Source organism: Kurthia sibirica (assembly GCF_003143975.1).
Taxonomy (GTDB): Bacteria; Bacillota; Bacilli; order Bacillales_A; family Planococcaceae; genus Kurthia; species Kurthia sibirica.
Genome location: NZ_QFVR01000019.1, coordinates 1 through 16,595 on the forward strand (window position 1 = coordinate 1; position 16,595 = coordinate 16,595).

The 16,595-nt window shown below is 36.6% G+C and carries 16 protein-coding genes, 1 tRNA gene and 1 rRNA gene; 15 read left to right on the top strand and 3 right to left on the bottom strand.

All coding sequences use genetic code 11. The annotated features are described in order from the left end of the window. The 7 genes from rrf to tsaD all read left to right on the top strand — a co-directional run. Positions 1–93, top strand: a 5S ribosomal RNA gene (gene rrf, locus DEX24_RS12640); the annotation flags it as partial. 295 nt (positions 94–388) lie between these two features. Further along, positions 389–568 (top strand): LPXTG cell wall anchor domain-containing protein, encoded by a 180-nt coding sequence (locus DEX24_RS17865; protein ID WP_109306776.1) that lies wholly within the window; start codon positions 389–391, stop codon positions 566–568. A gap of 346 nt (positions 569–914) precedes the next feature. Then, positions 915–991, top strand: a tRNA-Asp gene (locus DEX24_RS12650). 131 nt (positions 992–1,122) lie between these two features. Beyond that, a complete protein-coding gene (tsaE, locus tag DEX24_RS12655) occupies positions 1,123–1,575 on the top strand; it encodes a tRNA (adenosine(37)-N6)-threonylcarbamoyltransferase complex ATPase subunit type 1 TsaE (RefSeq protein WP_109306831.1) in 453 nt (150 codons plus the stop codon). Beyond that, on the top strand, positions 1,572–2,285 hold the full coding sequence (gene tsaB / locus DEX24_RS12660) for a tRNA (adenosine(37)-N6)-threonylcarbamoyltransferase complex dimerization subunit type 1 TsaB (RefSeq protein WP_109306777.1): 714 nt from the start codon (positions 1,572–1,574) through the stop codon (positions 2,283–2,285). Before tsaE ends, tsaB begins: the two co-directional genes overlap by 4 nt. Beyond that, entirely contained in the window at positions 2,278–2,721 is a 444-nt protein-coding gene (rimI, locus tag DEX24_RS12665; RefSeq protein WP_109306778.1) for a ribosomal protein S18-alanine N-acetyltransferase, read from the top strand. Before tsaB ends, rimI begins: the two co-directional genes overlap by 8 nt. Continuing rightward, positions 2,721–3,746 (top strand): tRNA (adenosine(37)-N6)-threonylcarbamoyltransferase complex transferase subunit TsaD, encoded by a 1,026-nt coding sequence (tsaD, locus tag DEX24_RS12670; RefSeq protein ID WP_109306779.1) that lies wholly within the window; start codon positions 2,721–2,723, stop codon positions 3,744–3,746. Before rimI ends, tsaD begins: the two co-directional genes overlap by 1 nt. Positions 3,747–4,014: 268 nt before the next feature. Here tsaD and DEX24_RS12675 read toward each other — a convergent pair whose 3' ends face one another. Next, positions 4,015–5,952 (bottom strand): ABC-F family ATP-binding cassette domain-containing protein, encoded by a 1,938-nt coding sequence (locus DEX24_RS12675; RefSeq protein WP_109306780.1) that lies wholly within the window; start codon positions 5,950–5,952, stop codon positions 4,015–4,017. 111 nt (positions 5,953–6,063) lie between these two features. Here DEX24_RS12675 and DEX24_RS12680 point away from each other — a divergent pair, with 111 nt between their 5' ends. The 3 genes from DEX24_RS12680 to tatC all read left to right on the top strand — a co-directional run bounded on the left by DEX24_RS12680 (position 6,064) and on the right by tatC (position 7,817). Beyond that, a complete protein-coding gene (locus DEX24_RS12680) occupies positions 6,064–6,699 on the top strand; it encodes a redox-sensing transcriptional repressor Rex (protein ID WP_109306781.1) in 636 nt (211 codons plus the stop codon). 91 nt (positions 6,700–6,790) lie between these two features. Continuing rightward, positions 6,791–7,045 carry a twin-arginine translocase TatA/TatE family subunit gene (locus DEX24_RS12685; RefSeq protein WP_109306782.1) on the top strand — a complete coding sequence of 85 codons (255 nt, stop codon included), beginning with the start codon at positions 6,791–6,793 and terminating at the stop codon, positions 7,043–7,045. A gap of 13 nt (positions 7,046–7,058) precedes the next feature. Further along, positions 7,059–7,817, top strand: coding sequence for a twin-arginine translocase subunit TatC (tatC, locus tag DEX24_RS12690; RefSeq protein WP_109306783.1), 759 nt, complete (start codon positions 7,059–7,061; stop codon positions 7,815–7,817). A 54-nt stretch (positions 7,818–7,871) separates the two neighbouring features. Here the strand turns inward: tatC and DEX24_RS12695 are convergent, their stop codons facing one another. Continuing rightward, on the bottom strand, positions 7,872–9,494 hold the full coding sequence (locus DEX24_RS12695) for an ABC transporter ATP-binding protein (RefSeq protein ID WP_170112941.1): 1,623 nt from the start codon (positions 9,492–9,494) through the stop codon (positions 7,872–7,874). A gap of 44 nt (positions 9,495–9,538) precedes the next feature. Between DEX24_RS12695 and DEX24_RS12700 the strand changes: the two genes are divergently transcribed. Next, on the top strand, positions 9,539–10,879 hold the full coding sequence (locus DEX24_RS12700; RefSeq protein WP_186819606.1) for an ABC transporter permease: 1,341 nt from the start codon (positions 9,539–9,541) through the stop codon (positions 10,877–10,879). Continuing rightward, positions 10,876–12,336 carry an ABC transporter permease gene (locus DEX24_RS12705; protein ID WP_109306785.1) on the top strand — a complete coding sequence of 487 codons (1,461 nt, stop codon included), beginning with the start codon at positions 10,876–10,878 and terminating at the stop codon, positions 12,334–12,336. The genes DEX24_RS12700 and DEX24_RS12705 overlap by 4 nt, the downstream gene beginning before the upstream one ends. A 166-nt stretch (positions 12,337–12,502) precedes the next feature. Here the strand turns inward: DEX24_RS12705 and DEX24_RS12710 are convergent, their stop codons facing one another. Then, positions 12,503–13,240, bottom strand: coding sequence for a CPBP family intramembrane glutamic endopeptidase (locus DEX24_RS12710; RefSeq protein WP_109306786.1), 738 nt, complete (start codon positions 13,238–13,240; stop codon positions 12,503–12,505). Positions 13,241–13,421: 181 nt separating this feature from the next. On the opposite strand from DEX24_RS12710, the gene groES reads away from it, so the two are divergent. The 3 genes from groES (at position 13,422) to DEX24_RS12725 (ending at position 16,498) form a co-directional block, all read left to right on the top strand. After that, positions 13,422–13,706 (top strand): co-chaperone GroES, encoded by a 285-nt coding sequence (groES, locus tag DEX24_RS12715; protein ID WP_109306787.1) that lies wholly within the window; start codon positions 13,422–13,424, stop codon positions 13,704–13,706. 40 nt (positions 13,707–13,746) lie between these two features. After that, a complete protein-coding gene (groL, locus tag DEX24_RS12720; RefSeq protein ID WP_109306788.1) occupies positions 13,747–15,372 on the top strand; it encodes a chaperonin GroEL in 1,626 nt (541 codons plus the stop codon). Positions 15,373–15,679: 307 nt separating this feature from the next. Beyond that, the gene (locus tag DEX24_RS12725; RefSeq protein WP_109306789.1) at positions 15,680–16,498 is read left to right on the top strand and encodes a DUF4097 family beta strand repeat-containing protein; all 819 of its coding nucleotides are present in this window, start codon (positions 15,680–15,682) and stop codon (positions 16,496–16,498) included. Positions 16,499–16,595 lie beyond the last annotated feature (97 nt).

Sequence of the window (16,595 nt, forward strand, 5' to 3'; positions counted from 1 at the left end):
CACACCCGTTCCCATGCCGAACACGGAAGTTAAGCTCTTTAGCGCCGATGGTAGTTGGGGGTTTCCCCCTGTGAGAGTAGGACGTCGCTAAGCACATGAAGAAACCACGTTGTGGTTTCTTTTTTTTTGATGATAAATAAGTGTATTACACCCTTTTATTTTCTCTGTTCATTCACTTGAATACGATGTCATTGTTTACTGGAGCAAGTAGTTCGAGGAAGCGACAGAAGTGAGGACGCAACGTACATGAGTACGTGAGGATCAAACGACTGGAAGCTAACGAAGAAATGCGCAGTTTCAGTAAATAATGACTTTTCCCCTGTGAGAGTAGGACGGCTAAGCACATGAAGAAACCACGTTGTGGTTTCTTTTTTTTGATGATAAATAAGTGTATTACATCCTTTTATTTTCGACATCAACGAAAGAGCCAACAGGTACTATACTGCCTCAAACGGGTATGTCGAGAGATACCTTTTTCTTACTAATTGTTGGTATATTCCTTGCGGTAGTTGCTGGAATATTTATGTATAATAAAAAAGAACAATACATTAAAAAAAGTAGAGCCTGAGACAGAATAAAAATAGTATGTCTCCCATACGAATCATCAAATCAATTGAACATGCAGAAAACCCCACAGGAACGCAGTGACGAGGACTTTGAAGCCATGTCCGCGGAAAGCATTTTTCGAAGCGGACATGTATTTTCTCTGTTGAAAATACATTTGTCTTAGGCTCTGTTTTTTATTGTGAAATGAAAGAAATATTTATTTTAAAAAAGTATTGCCAAGTAGAAGGAATGTATAGTAGAATAAAGAAGTTGAGTAGAGCAGTAACGATTTGTGAAACAGCAAAAAATTTACAAAGTGACATGTTTCTAAAAAAGTATTGCCATATAGAATTCAACCAACCAAAAATGGTCTGGTAGTTCAGCTGGTTAGAATGCCTGCCTGTCACGCAGGAGGTCGCGGGTTCGAGTCCCGTCCAGACCGCCATTTTTTTATTTATGTAAACACAGCGAAAGATGCTGTGTTATTTTTTTGTTTAAAAAAATAATTCATTCACTTTGAACATTTTACATGATTTCGTTAATATAGAAGTAAGGATGTTGGAAAGGGCGGAAAAAATGACAGTTGAAATAAATATTCAGTCGATTGAGGATACGAAAAGACTTGCAGAAAAGATTGCGAACTTATTAGAAGCTCAGGACACGATTACATTAGAAGGTGATCTCGGAGCGGGTAAGACAACCTTTACACAATTTCTTGCGAAAGGCTTAGGAATTACGCGTACTGTAAATAGTCCGACCTTTACTATTTTGAAACAATATGAAGGTAGATTACCGCTAAATCATTTGGATGTATATCGTTTAGCAAATAGCGATGAAGATCTAGGTTGGGATGAGTTATTTTTTGGCGATGCGGTGTCGATTATTGAGTGGGCTCATTTAATAGAAGAAGATTTACCTGAAGAACGTTTAAATATCCAAATAAAAAGAATCGATGACAATGCACGACTTTTCCTCTTTGAGGCGAAGGGGAAAAGATACGAGCAATTATGTAAGGAGATCATAAAATGATTTGGTTAGGAATCGATACAGCAAATACACCTCTAGCAGTAGCCATTGTTAAAGATGGACAAATTCTTGCGGAGGAAGTTACAAATATTAAATTGAATCATTCAGGTGGTGCAATGCCGGCAATCGAGCGGATTTTTACGCGTGCAAAATTAACACCTAAAGATCTAAATGCCATTGCAGTAAGTGAAGGACCCGGTTCTTATACAGGTGTTCGCATTGGTGTGACAATTGCTAAAACATTGGCATGGACATTAAAAATTCCAATTGTCGGGGTTTCTAGCTTAAAGACATTAGCTGCGAATATTGAATACAATCCACATATTATTTGTTCATTAATGGATGCAAGACGTCAAAATGTGTATGCTGGTGCGTATGATGGGAGTAATCACCTAGCTACTATTGTGGAAGATGGTCATTATAGTATGGACGGTTTATTGCAGCAGTTGGTAGTGACAAAACGTCCAATCGTATTCATTGGACATGATGTAGAGTTATTTTGGGAAACAATCATCTCTGTATTAGGTGAAAAGGCATTAAGAGCGCCGTATACAGTAGATTTACCAAATGCGGCACAATTAATCCACTTAGCACAGCAACAGGAATTACCGGCAGCTGAGGATGTTCATCAATTCGTGCCAACGTATAAAAGAATAGCAGAAGCAGAGGCAAATTGGATTAAAGAACAAAAGGAGAAAGCGAAAAATGATTAATTATCGCTTGATGACAATTGAAGATGTCGAAGCAGTTCATGCTATTGAAGTAGATGTTTTTCCTACACCATGGACATTGAATGCCTTCTATCAAGAAATGACGTCAAATACGCAAGCTCATTACATTGTGGCGGTAGATGACACCGATAAAATAATCGGCTTCTGTGGCATGTGGATTGTCTTTGATGATAGTCAAATAACAAATGTAGCGGTTTTACCTGAGGGACGCGGAAAGGGTATTGGTGAGGCGTTGATGCGTCACGCTATTGCTTTGTCTAAAGATAAAAAGGTTAATGTCATGAGTTTAGAAGTTCGCGTAACGAATATTGTGGCACAAAATCTATACCGTAAGTTAGGTTTTTCAGATGGTGGTATTCGTAAAGGGTACTATACAGATAATCAAGAGGATGCTCTTGTCATGTGGGTGAATTTATAATGGAAAAAGACGTATATATTTTAGGAATCGAAAGTAGCTGTGATGAAACAGCGGCATCAATTGTCAAAAATGGTACGACAATTATTTCAAATATAGTAGCTTCCCAAATTGAGAGTCATAAACGTTTTGGTGGAGTCGTACCAGAAATTGCTTCACGTCATCATGTAGAACAAGTGACACTTGTCATAGAAGCTGCTTTAGAGCAGGCTAATATGACAGCTGAAGATTTAGATGGCGTATGTGTTACAGAGGGACCAGGGCTCGTTGGAGCGTTATTAATAGGCATTAACGCAGCGAAAGCATTTGCTTTTGCGAACGGATTACCAATTATTGGTGTACATCATATCGCAGGTCATATTTATGCGAATGCATTAATGCAGCCAATGGTATTTCCATTGCTTGCCCTTGTTGTGTCAGGTGGACACACAGAATTAGTCATCATGAAAGAGCACGGTTCTTTCGAGCTGATTGGTGAAACGCGTGACGATGCAGCTGGTGAAGCTTACGATAAGGTGGCTCGTGTTTTAAACATACCTTATCCAGGTGGTCCACGAATTGATCAAATGGCTCATAACAGTGATGGTGCAGTCGATTTTCCGCGTATTTGGTTGGAAAAAGACTCATATGACTTTAGTTTCAGCGGTTTAAAATCATCTGTTATTAACTATCAACATAATGCCATTCAACGTGGGGAAGTAATTAATCCCGAGCATGTTGCAAAAGGATTCCAAGATAGTGTAGTGGAAGTGTTAACAGCCAAAACGGTAAGAGCAGCACAGCAATATAAAGTAAAACAAGTGATTGCTGCGGGTGGTGTTTCAGCCAATAAAGGGTTGCGTGCATCACTGGAAAAAACGTTTGAAAAAGAAGGAATTCCATTCTATGTACCACCATTGCATTTATGTACAGATAATGCGGCAATGATTGCTGCAGCGGGTAGCAAAATGTATGAAGCAGGCGTTAGAAGTGACTGGTCATTAAACGGCAGACCGGGTATGGAATTGATATCGTGGAAACATGATTAAAAAATAAAAAGCGATTTCTCCTTATTTATAGGAGGAATCGCTTTTATAATATTATGTAAAGAAACTATATAATTTATGTAAAATGATTCATTTTTGCACAGCTTCCTGTGGATAAAGTCAGATAATTCTGTGGATACTGTGGAGAACTTTGTGAATAACGCATGATATCATACTTGAAACTGTGTATAACTTTGTGGATTTTCATAAAAAGTTATACACAGGAAAGAAAAAATCGGCATATTTCAGCCGATTTAGTTATTTTACTATATTATAATGTTTCTAATTCTTCGTTAAGTTCCATCCATTCCATTTCAAGAAGCTCAAGTTGTTCCTTTGCATCATCTAAAGCATTTTGGAGCGCTGTCGCTTTTTCATGATGTGAGAAAATAGCGGGGTCACAAAGGTCTGATTCAAAGTTGTCAATTGTTGTGCTAATCGTTGATATTTCGCCTTCTAGTTCTTCGATGCGACGTTGGATTTTTCGTTCTTTTTTCTTCGCTTCCTTGTCAATTGCATTGTGATGTACTTTTTTTATTTCGACCATTTTTTTAGGAGCGGCTAACGCAGCTTTTTCAGCAGCAATTTCAGCAAGCTCTTCTTTTTTTTCTAGATAGTAATCATAATCACCTAAATATTCGAAGGAACCGTCATTTGATAGTTCAACAACTTTTGTCGAAATACGATTAATAAAGTAACGGTCATGGGACACGAATAATAATGTACCTGGATAACCGATTAAAGCATTTTCTAAAACTTCCTTACTATCTAAGTCCAGATGGTTGGTCGGTTCGTCGAGTACGAGCACATTGTTTTTCTCTAACATAAGTTTTGCTAGTGTCAGTCGTGCTTTTTCGCCACCGGATAAATCATGAACGATTTTATCAGCATCTTCACCAGAAAATAGGAATCGTCCAAGAACCGAACGTACATCTTTTTCATTCATCATTGGCCATTCATCCCATAGTTCACGAAGGACGCTACGATTCGAGCTTAATTTTGCGAGTTCTTGATCGTAGTAACCAATTTTTGTATTCGTGCCGTAACGAATATCTCCAGCTAGAGGAGGTAGTTCTTTAATAATCGTTTTTAATAACGTTGATTTGCCGACACCATTTGGTCCGACCAAGGCAGTGCGGTCTTGACGATATAAACGAATATTAATATGGCTAGAAATAGGTGTATTTTGATAACCAATCGTTAAGTCATCTAACGACAGGACATCATTACCACTCTGTTTGTCTATTTCAAAATTAAAGATGGCCGATTTTTCATCGCCGTCTGGAGAGTCCATCCAATTTGTTTTTTCTAAAACGCGACGACGTGATTGAGCCATTTTTGTAGTCGATGCACGCGCAAGGTTTTTTTGGACGAAAATTTCAAGTTTTTCCTTCTCATCCATCTGTTTTTCAAATTGCTTCATATCACGCTCATAAGTTTTTGCTTTTTCATCTAAATAAGCTGAATAGTTACCTGTGAACTTTGTGACATGCTGACGAGAAACTTCATAAACAATCGATACAACTTGGTCCAAGAAATAGCGGTCATGTGATACGATTAAAATAGCACCATCATAATTTTTTAAATAATTTTCAAGCCAATTTAAAGTCTCGATATCCAAGTGGTTTGTAGGTTCATCAAGTATTAACAGCTCGGGTTTTTTTAGTAATAGTTTGGCTAAAGCTAATCTTGTGCGTTGACCACCTGATAAGGAAGTTATAGACTGTTCATAAGAATCTGGATAAAACTGCATACCATGAAGGACAGAGCGTGTATCCGCTTCGTACTGATAGCCACCACGTTCCTTGAAATCATGCTGTAACTGATCGTACTCTGTCATAATTTTTTGATAGAGTTCTGGATCATCATGTATAACGGGATTCGCCATATCTGCCTCAAGTTTGCGCAATTGTTGCTCAAGCTGTTTCACAGGCTCAAAAATGGTCATCATTTCTTCCCAAACAGAAAGATTTGATTCCAAACCTGCATGTTGATCCAAGTAGCCAAGCTTAATGTCTTTTGGCATAATGATATCGCCGGAATCATACGACAGTTGTCCAGCTATTATTTTTAATAAAGTAGATTTACCAGTGCCGTTTCGACCGACAAGTGCAACGCGATCACGATGTTGCACTTCGAGCTTAACGCCGCTTAAAATTTCATCCGCAATATATGATTTATATAATTGATTGACTTGTAACACAATCATTTCAGACACCTCAGTTCAATCTAAGTGTATCGGAATGACATCATTGGTGCAATGGTGATGCATGCATATTATGTGACTTTATATATTCGGATCACTAGGGGGATCATTTGTTTGAAAGAGAATTATAAAATTCCACAAGCAACAACGAAAAGACTTCCTCTGTATTATCGCTTCATCCAAAATTTTTCTGACGCGGGGAAGGGAAGAATTTCATCAAAAGAATTGAGCGAGGCCATGCAAATAGATTCTGCAACAATCCGCCGAGACTTTTCTTATTTTGGACAGTTAGGTAAAAAGGGGTATGGCTATGATGTTCAAAAATTACTACTATTTTTTAGAGGTGTTCTTGATCAAGATCAGCGTATGAATGTCGCAGTAATTGGTATTGGTAATTTAGGACATGCGCTATTAAAATACAATTTCCAACGTAATCATAATATGAAAATTGTTGTGGCATTTGATACGAATTATCCAGTCGAAGGACAGATGGTCAATGATGTAATGGTTTTTCATCCAGATGTTATGGAAGAAAAGTTTAGCGAGTTTGGTGCGGAATTGCCCATTTTGACAGTGCCAGCGCGTTCAGGTCAAATGATGGTTGATCGGCTAGTTGCAATGGGTGTTACAGGTGTCTTAAATTTTACTCCTGTAAGATTACAAGTACCTGAAACATTTCGCGTACATACAATCGATTTATCGATTGAATTACAAACGCTTAGTTACTTCATGAGAAATGTAGAAGAATAAGCGAGCTAATCCTTTATTGTCATTAAGGTTTATTATACAAATTAACCAAAATCGGTTAAAATGGAAGTATCTAACAAAGGAGGTGTCTGTAATGGTTGGTCCAGTAAGTATAGGCGTAATCGCAACGGTAGCAATTATCATCTTTGGTCCGAAAAAATTGCCAGAGCTAGGACGCGCAATGGGTTCTACACTCCGAGAATTTAAGTCAGCTACAAAAGGTTTAACAGATGATGATTTTGATAGTACAAAAGAGAAAAAAGAAACAATCGAAGAAGCTAAAGTAGTGGCAACAGTCGAAGAACCTGTAATAATTACAAAAAAAGTAACGACAGAAGAAAATAAGTAAGGGTGTTAGTCAGATGGAGAATAATGACCTAACAGTAGTTGAGCATATTCAGGAGCTACGTAAAAGATTGATGATTATTGCTTTTTTCCTCATCATCGCGGGAATAGGTAGTTTTTTCATAGCTCAACCATTAATCCAATTTCTACAGTTTCATGGCGATGCTAAAACATTGCAACTTCACGCCTTTAAAGTGACGGACCCGATGAAGGTGTATATTCAAGTGATTTTTGTATTAGCGCTTGTTTTTACATCCCCGGTTATTTTATACCAACTTTGGGCATTCATCAGTCCAGGGTTACTAGAACAGGAGCGTAAAGCTACTTTGCGCTACATACCATATACATTCTTCCTATTCATCGGAGGTGTTGTATTTTCTTATTTAGTATTACTACCCTATATGTTGAAATGGATGTTCAATTTGGCTGGAAATTTAGATGTTGAACAAACGATTGGAATTTATGAGTATTTTCAATTTCTCATGCAAATAACATTGCCCTTCGGCATTATATTCCAGCTACCGATTGTCATGTTATTTTTAACACGCCTGGGTATTGTCACACCGATGTACCTAGGTAAAATTCGGAAATATGCTTACTTTGCGTTGCTGTGTATCGCTGCATTAATCGCGCCGCCTGATATTATGTCACATATGATTGTGACGTTACCGTTGTGCGTGCTATACGAAATTAGTATCATGGTTTCTAGAGTAGGCTATCGTAAATATTTGAGAGCAGAGCAGCAAAGAGAGATGGAAGCAGTGACGGATGTCTAAATATAAGTAAGAGCGAGTTATTCACTACTAGGTGAATAACTCGCTTTTTTGTATTTACGGTAGCAGCACAAAATGTGTAGGTGTAATTTCTTTAAGTTTTAGATCATCATAGCCCTGACTGGTCAAATTACGTATATTGTCTGTTGCAAAGGATGATTTTAAAATAGAGCATGTATAAGGATGGAGCGGATTTGAAGCAAGTTCAGCGCTCGTAGCAAGTTCGACAATCGTTCCTTTATGCATAATCGCTATACGATCACAAATAGCCAAAGCATTTGTGATATTTCTAGATATAAATAGATAGGTAAGGTTGAATGTATATTTCAACTTTTGCAGTAAATCAGCAATTTCCTTTTTTTCAGAAGGATTAAAGTCTGCAAACGGTTCATCTAAAATAACAAGCGATGGATTAACCGAGAGTACGCGAGCAATATTGATACGCTGCAATTGTACAGCAGAAAATTCGTGAGGGTAGTGCTGTGCATGAGTAGGTGAAAGACCAACAAGTTGTAATAACTCAGCCACTCGTTTTATTTTTTGTTGTTTTGTCGTGACTAAATTATGCAGAAGTAACACTCTACCAAGCGATTCACCAATTTGCATTCTGGGATTCAAAGCGCTGGAGAAATCTTGAAATAGTATTTGTATATCACATCTAACACGCTGTAATTTATTTTTTGGTAATGCATTAAGGACGATTTCTTTAAATAATATATTGCCAGAAGTGGTGTGAATCAACTGTAAAATACTGTATGCCAGTGTTGATTTACCTGCATTCGCTTCACCAATTATGCCAAATACATCACCTGTGTTTACGATGAAACTGCATTGATTAACGGCTTTAAATATTTCACCATTTTCTCCAGTGACATACTGTGTGATAGCACGAACATCCAGTAGAGTAGTTGGTTCTGCCAATAATTTAGGCCGTGTTTTTAAATCAATGGACGATGTGACTGCATAGGGTTTGTCACTTATTTTACCATGTTGCAGAACAATTACTTGATCACATACATCTGCTAGGAATCTTGGGTTTTGGGTAATGAGTAGAATAGCTATTTTATAATGTAGTTGAATTTTTTTCAGCAATTTCATTAATTCTTTTTGAGCAAGTGCATCAACTAATTCTGAAGGTTCTTCTATTATGATTAATTTGGGTTGGCAAGCTAGGGCTATAGCAATCGATACTTTATGCGCTAACTCAGCACTTAACGTATAGCTATATCGGGTGAACAAATCCTCTACATCATTCAATTCAACAAATTGTAGTAATGCCAGTGCTTTTTCGTATGCTTGGGTAGCCGTTAAATGTTGGTGACGGTCAAGAACATCGATCAGTTGTTGCCCAATCTTTTTCGTAGGGTTAAATGAGCGCTGAGGATTGGCAAAAATCATTGTCAGATAATGTCCACGTATTTTCGCCATCTCTTGTTCTTGTAAGGATAATAGTTCGATATTAGAAAGATGAATCGTCCCTTGTGAGAGCAAATAATGTGATGCGGGTAATAGACGCATAAGGGCTTTGGATAGTATAGCTTTACCACTTTGAGCATTGCCGGAAATACCAAGTATTTCGCCTGGTGCTATTGTAAAATTTATCCCTTGTATGATTTCTGTAGATTTTTCGTCAGATACGTGGATAATATGTAAATTTCGCACGATTAATAATGGATTCACAACGACAACCTCCTTGGTAAAAGACAAAGTGAAAGGGGATCATGATGGATAAAGTATTTGTTAGATTAGCATCTAATCCAATAAATAAAATGCTGCTATTAATTTTAGGACTCCCGTTGCATATCATTGTCTTTATTATTTTCTTAATAAAAAAACCTGCTTTATATGAATTACCCGAAGCAGCTAATTTTAATTCGTTAATTACACAATTAAAAGACCAAATTCGTAAAGAGAATGACTATTTTCATATTCATCAACACCCCAAAAAAATAGAAAAGGAAGCAACCAAAAGAGCTAAAAAACAAGTGAAACAAAATGAAGCCTCAACTACTATAGATTATATGAGCTATTTTGCACTATTATTAAAATCTAAGAAGTGGATTAGACAGACATTCATTCCTGGTCTGTTAATGTATGGTTATTTATGGCTCTATAAAAAACCACTCAGATCCTATATTTATAAGCGAATTATTAGTAGTATCATTGTTTTTTTTGGCGTGATTCTTTTCGTCTTTACACTGCTGTTTTTTGCACCAAAGGATACAGCAGAAAATGTGTTAGGAAAACAAGCTACGGCAGAACAAAAAGAAGCATTCAATGAACAATATCATCTAAACGATTCCTATAGTAGTCGATTAAAAGATAATGTTAAAGGATTACTAACCTTCAATTTAGGAACCTCATTTGAAGGGGAAGAACAGATATCAACAAGCATCGCTCAACGCTTTCCAATAACATTAAAACTCACGGCATTAGCAATTATCCTTGTCGTCATCATTGGTATTCCAGTAGGTGTACTTGCAGCATTACGTCAGCAGACATTATGGGATTATGGTGTGATGTTTGCTGCTATAGTAGGAATCTCTATGCCAGGATTTTGGCAAGGGCTAATCCTCAGTATGGAATTTTCAATAAAACAAAATATAGTACCTGCACGTTATTCACCGTCGGATTATTTATCGATTATTTTACCATTGATTGTCTTGAGTACGGTGAGCATTGCGACAGTGGCGCGTGTGACACGTGCAACAATCGTAAAAATAATGGATGAACAATATATTGTGTCAGCGCAGGCTTTAGGTTTAGCGCAACAAAAAATTTTTTTTAAATATATTACTAGAAATGCGTTGTTACCAATCGTTTCTATCGTACTTTTGCAGTCGGGTATTATGCTCGGTGGAACAGCAGTTGCAGAAAAACTTTTTAAAATTGATGGTATTGGCAACTATATGATTACCAAACACTTAATACCTGACGTACCTGCGATTATGGGAGGCGTTGTTTATATCGCTTTCATCGTCATTCTGATTAATTTACTGGTAGATATTTTATTTGCGTGGTTGAATCCGCATATGCATAGCGATAGCAAAGAGGTGAGTAGATGACAGATATAACAAAATTAGTTCTGAAGCAAACGCAAACATATAAACAAGCAGGCTATGCGTTGTTATTATCTATTTTGCTAACCTGTGTATTTATTTATAATCTATTACAAAAAATAGATAGTAAATTCTGGTTGCTGCTGACGATCCTCTATTTATTTACAGCATGTATCCAGCTTCTTATTTTATGGCAAATAAAATCGGCAACTAAAAAAACACAAATGCTAAATGTATTACTATATATTCAATTATGTAGTTTGTTGATTGGCAATGTATTCACTGCCACCAATGCTTTTGCTATGTTACGCTCAGAAAAATCAATTGAGTATACCTTATCGTATTTTGCCTTGGTTCTAAACTGGTTCATGATTGCTGTATCAGCTATCAATTTATATAAACCAAATGTCTCTATTATTTATATGATCGGGATGTCTCTATTGATGCTTGGCTTTTTAGTGAATCTATTACTAGTGAGCTATTTTTATAAGAAAAATCAAACGAAGAAAAAGACAAAAATCTATGCATATCTGGCTTCAATTGGTCTAGTGATGTGCAATCTATTTATGATTATTTTAGCGATTCATCTCTTTTTTAAACTGGCCAAGCATTCACGATTCATCATGCATAGATGGACGACAATTTGGTATAAGCTAACGAAGGATTTTTTAGCGATGATGGGGATGTTTTTTATCTTTTTTTTAATAGGTATCTCCGTTACTAGTATCGTGACTTTTAAGTATGAATATGCGATAGAAATAAATAACGGAACAATTTTACAAGGGGCAAGTAAAGAATTTCCATTTGGCACAGATCATCAAGGCAGAGATGTTTTTTCTAAAATTATTTTTGGGGCGCGGATTTCGCTAATCATCGCATTTTTATCGACGCTTATTCCGATGATTATTGGTGGCGTATTTGGGGTCATCTCCGGTTACTATAAAAAATTCACCCATCATGTTTTAGTACGGATTTTTGATTTATTTAATGCTATTCCTGGATTGTTATTGGCCATTGTCATTGTATCGGCATTTGGTGCGAATGTATATTCATTAATTATCGCGATGAGTTTAAGTGGCATACCTAAATATGCGCAGACGATGCGATTGAATGTCTTAAAAATGACCAATAAAAGTTTTGTTCTTGCCGCACGCGCATTAGGTGAAAAAGATCGCTACATTATTTGGCGTCTCATTATTCCTCAAACATTTGCACCGATGCTCATTAAAGTAATCACAATGATTGGTGGCGTCACGATTGCAACGAGTAGTTTAACGTATATTGGCATGGGGGTTGGTGCACGCATTCCAGAGTGGGGAAATATTTTGAGGTTAGGTAGCTTATATTTGGACTCCAATCCTTATATTGCGATCTTGCCGGGCGTGATCGTCATTTTTCAAGTGTTATCTTTTAACTTTTTAGGTGACGCATTGAAAAATATTTTCAAACCAAAATTAGAATAATGAAAGTATCAATTGGTTTTTAATAATTGAAAAAGCCGAATGATTATAAAAATGCGCCCATAGCATTCTATAATCGTTCGGCTTTCTGCATGCGAATAAATAACAATTAAATGGACTATTTGGCTTTGAATACAGCTAAATGACATCTGTCCAAATCTCTTTTGTATTAGTTCAAATAAATAAATTGTGCCATTGTATTAAGCCATTTTTGAAGCGGTTCGGCATAAAAATGTATCAAAATGACAAAACCATTTGCCATGGTATGTGCGATGATGGACGTCAATAATCTCTTCGTTTTATGATATAAGAAGGCAAAAATCAGTCCCATTGTAGCATAGAGTAAAAGATGCTCAAATTCCATATGAACAGCGCTAAAAATGATTGCGCTGATGAATGCTGCGGGGAAGAAACTCATGTTTTGATAAAGTGAACCAAAAATAACACGACGGAAAACAACCTCTTCTAAAAACGGGCCAATAAAAACAATCGCGATAATGAATATCGGAGAAGCTTGTGCTATTAACGTGAGTTGGGCTGTGTTTTCTGAACCTATATCGATCCCGATTGCCCCTTCAATCGCAGTAGCGACAGATTGACCGACGAGTACGAGTACGAAACCAAAGACCCCCCATAAAATAGAGACAGGTATAGATGATTTAGCTCCTTTGAACACATGATTGAAAAATCCTTTATCGCGTAAGATTAGTAGTACAGTAACTAAGAATCCGATAAAGAATGTAAAAACAGATGTCCAACTAATTGCCATAATTTTAAGGCTCATTTGTGAAGCATCTGGATTAATCATTTTTGCAATGTTCAACATCGGTTTAATAATGAAGATAGATGATAGTTGCATAGCAATATATACGAGTAGTATATAAAGTGCGGTCTTTTTAGTTTTCATGTAGAAATTCCTCTCAAGTACGTAATGTCTCTATTCTAAAAGAAGTGGAGCGAAAATGAAAATTATTCATAGCTCTCACTTGCATAATCACCTATAAAATATTAATATTAAACATGTAATTAGCACTCTAAGTGATAGAGTGCTAAAGTGATATAAAACACATTATAGGAGGTTATTTAACATGTTAAAACCATTAGGTGATCGTATTATTATTGAAGTAGTAAAAGTTGAAGAAAAATCTGCATTCGGTATTGTTCTACCAGACTCTGCAAAAGAGAAACCACAAGAAGGTAAAGTTGTTGCAGTCGGTACTGGCTTTGTAACAAATTCTGGATCAATTGTACCTTTAGCCGTTAAAGAAGGAGACTATGTTATTTACGCTCCATACTCAGGTACTGAAGTGAAATATAATGGCTCAGAATTTTTAATTATCCGAGAAGCAGATATTTTAGCAATCGTTGAATAAATAGCAAAAACATATAAAAAACTCAGGAGGTTATACGATTATGGTAAAAGAAATTAAATTTAGCGAAGATGCACGTAGCTTAATGTTAAAAGGTGTCGACAAATTAGCAAATACAGTTAAAGTGACATTAGGACCTAAAGGGCGCAATGTTGTTTTACAAAAAGCATTTGGCTCACCGCTGATTACAAATGATGGTGTAACAATTGCCAAAGATATCGAACTAGAAGATCCATTTGAAAATATGGGAGCAAAACTAGTTTCTGAAGTCGCTTCAAAAACCAATGAAATTGCTGGTGATGGTACGACCACAGCCACAGTTTTGGCACAGTCAATGATTACAGAAGGTCTTAAAAACGTTACCGCTGGTGCAAACCCAGTAGGTATTCGTAGAGGGATTGAAAAAGCAGTAGCAGCAGCAGTTACTGAACTACAGTCAATTTCTAAAAAAGTAGAAAATAAAGAATCAATTGCACAAGTAGCAGCGATTTCTGCAGGTGATGCTGAAGTAGGCGAACTAATTGCTGAAGCAATGGAACGCGTTGGTAACGATGGTGTCATCACGTTAGAAGAATCTAAAGGTTTTAACACCGAGTTGGAAGTAGTAGAAGGAATGCAATTCGATCGCGGTTACCTTTCTCACTATATGGTATCTGATACAGATAAAATGGAAGCAATTTTAGATAATCCGTATATTTTAATCACGGATAAAAAAATTACGAATATCCAAGATATCCTACCAGTACTAGAACAAGTTGTACAACAGGGCCGTCCGATGTTAATTATTGCTGAAGATGTTGAAGGTGAAGCACTTGCTACATTAGTGGTAAATAAATTACGCGGTACATTCAATGTTGTAGCGGTTAAGGCTCCAGGTTTTGGTGATCGTCGTAAAGCAATGCTAGAAGATATCGCTATTCTAACGGGCGGTCAATTGATTACGGAAGAAATTGGTTTAGATTTAAAAGAAGCGACTATTGATATGCTTGGTCGCGCAGGTAAAATAGTTGTAACAAAAGATAATACGACTATTGTAGAAGGTGCTGGCGAAGAAACAAATATCGAAGCACGTATCGGCCAAATCCGCTCTCAACACGAAGATTCTACTTCTGAGTTCGACAAAGAGAAACTACAAGAACGTTTAGCTAAATTATCTGGAGGTGTCGCAGTCATTAAAGTCGGCGCAGCAACAGAAACAGAGCTAAAAGAACGTAAACTACGTATTGAGGATGCATTGAATTCTACACGTGCAGCAGTAGAAGAAGGTATCGTATCAGGCGGAGGCGTAGCGCTAGTGAACGTTTACAGCGCAGTTGAAGCGGTAGCAGCAGATGAAGTAGGCGACGTTGTAACAGGCGTAAAAATCGTTTTACGTGCATTGGAAGAACCAATCCGTCAAATCGCAAATAATGCAGGTCTTGAAGGTTCAGTAATCGTCGATCGTCTAAAACGTGAAGCAGTAGGTACAGGCTTCAATGCAGCGAATGGCGAATGGGTGAATATGTTTGATGCAGGTATCGTCGATCCAGCAAAAGTTACACGTTCAGCACTTCAAAATGCAGCATCGGTTGCAGCTCTATTCCTAACTACAGAAGCAGTTGTAGCAGATATCCCTGAAGCATCAGCACCAGCAATGCCTGATATGGGCGGTATGGGCGGCATGATGTAAGGAAAGTATTTCATCTCTAGACAAAAATTCAAGAGCAACACGACAAGTAACGATTCAATTACTTGTCGTGTTGCTTTTTGTGTTAGGTTGTATGTGAAAGTAATTATTTTATGAATAAACAAAAACAATTTAAGTCCTATCATCACTTGTATAGATGTAGTTATGTCATTATTGTTAATTTAAACCAGTTTAAGGCAGTCATGAAAAGGTTAGTTATTAATTAGTCATTTGAAAAATGTCTGTAAAAATCAAATACTTTAATAACTGAGTATGCTTGATCAAAACATATTGGAAAGTAGGAGATAAAATGAACAAAAAAATGAAACCATTTGCGTATTCTTTAGTAGTAGCTAGTTCGGTCTTAGTTTTAGGTGCGTGTTCTTCTGATTCCGATTCGGGTAAAAAAGGTTCTCAAGAAGGACTGAAAGAAAAAAAATACTCAGTTGCTGCCTCGGATATTTCTAAGTTAGAAATAATAACAGAAGCAACTGAGATTGATGTAGAAAAATCGACAGATGATAAAGTTCATATTACGTACTATGACCGAGATGAAGAATTCTTTAATATTAAAGTAACAGATGACAAAAAATTAAAAATGGATTATAAAACAGAGAAAAACCTAAAAGATTATTTCAAATTGAAAAAAGAAAAAGAAGATTATAATATAAAAGTAGCCATTCCAGATAATATAAAGAGCGATCTAAAACTGAAAACAAGAAATGAAGAAATTAAAATGGACTCCGTTAATGTAGACGGTATAATCGATGCAAAAACAAGAGATGGCGATATTGATTTAAGTAATGTAAAAGCAACTAGTTATATCTACGTTGAAACGGAAGATGATGATATTAGTTTAGAGAATGTGACGTCTTCGAAAGATATTGAAGCACGTAATTCAGATGGTGATATTGAATTAAACAATGTTGATGTAGGAAAAGCGTTCCTACTAAAAACCAGTCATGGTGATGTTAAAGGTAGTGTAGTTGGTGAAGAAAAAGACTTTGGAATCTTTAGTATTGTTTCAGATGGTAGAAATAATAACTTACCAAAAAATAGAGATGGCAAAGATAAATCACTTAATGTAGATGTCAGAGATGGCGATATCGATATTACATTTACGAAATAATAGCAACAACGATAAAAGGCATCTTTCTTCTTGTGAGGAAAGATGCCTTTTACCGTTGTCATCATAGGCTGTTCTAGAGAGAAATTTTCAATTACAC

What these genes read in the sequence shown, in the direction of transcription:
- tsaE (WP_109306831.1), top strand. Translation starts at nt 1,123, where the DNA reads ATGACAGTTGAAATAAATATTCAGTCGATTGAGGATACGAAAAGACTT.
- tsaB (WP_109306777.1), top strand. Translation starts at nt 1,572, where the DNA reads ATGATTTGGTTAGGAATCGATACAGCAAATACACCTCTAGCAGTAGCC.
- rimI (WP_109306778.1), top strand. Translation starts at nt 2,278, where the DNA reads ATGATTAATTATCGCTTGATGACAATTGAAGATGTCGAAGCAGTTCAT.
- tsaD (WP_109306779.1), top strand. Translation starts at nt 2,721, where the DNA reads ATGGAAAAAGACGTATATATTTTAGGAATCGAAAGTAGCTGTGATGAA.
- DEX24_RS12675 (WP_109306780.1), bottom strand. Translation starts at nt 5,952, where the DNA reads ATGATTGTGTTACAAGTCAATCAATTATATAAATCATATATTGCGGAT.
- DEX24_RS12685 (WP_109306782.1), top strand. Translation starts at nt 6,791, where the DNA reads ATGGTTGGTCCAGTAAGTATAGGCGTAATCGCAACGGTAGCAATTATC.
- tatC (WP_109306783.1), top strand. Translation starts at nt 7,059, where the DNA reads ATGGAGAATAATGACCTAACAGTAGTTGAGCATATTCAGGAGCTACGT.
- DEX24_RS12700 (WP_186819606.1), top strand. Translation starts at nt 9,539, where the DNA reads ATGGATAAAGTATTTGTTAGATTAGCATCTAATCCAATAAATAAAATG.
- DEX24_RS12705 (WP_109306785.1), top strand. Translation starts at nt 10,876, where the DNA reads ATGACAGATATAACAAAATTAGTTCTGAAGCAAACGCAAACATATAAA.
- DEX24_RS12710 (WP_109306786.1), bottom strand. Translation starts at nt 13,240, where the DNA reads ATGAAAACTAAAAAGACCGCACTTTATATACTACTCGTATATATTGCT.
- groES (WP_109306787.1), top strand. Translation starts at nt 13,422, where the DNA reads ATGTTAAAACCATTAGGTGATCGTATTATTATTGAAGTAGTAAAAGTT.
- groL (WP_109306788.1), top strand. Translation starts at nt 13,747, where the DNA reads ATGGTAAAAGAAATTAAATTTAGCGAAGATGCACGTAGCTTAATGTTA.
- DEX24_RS12725 (WP_109306789.1), top strand. Translation starts at nt 15,680, where the DNA reads ATGAACAAAAAAATGAAACCATTTGCGTATTCTTTAGTAGTAGCTAGT.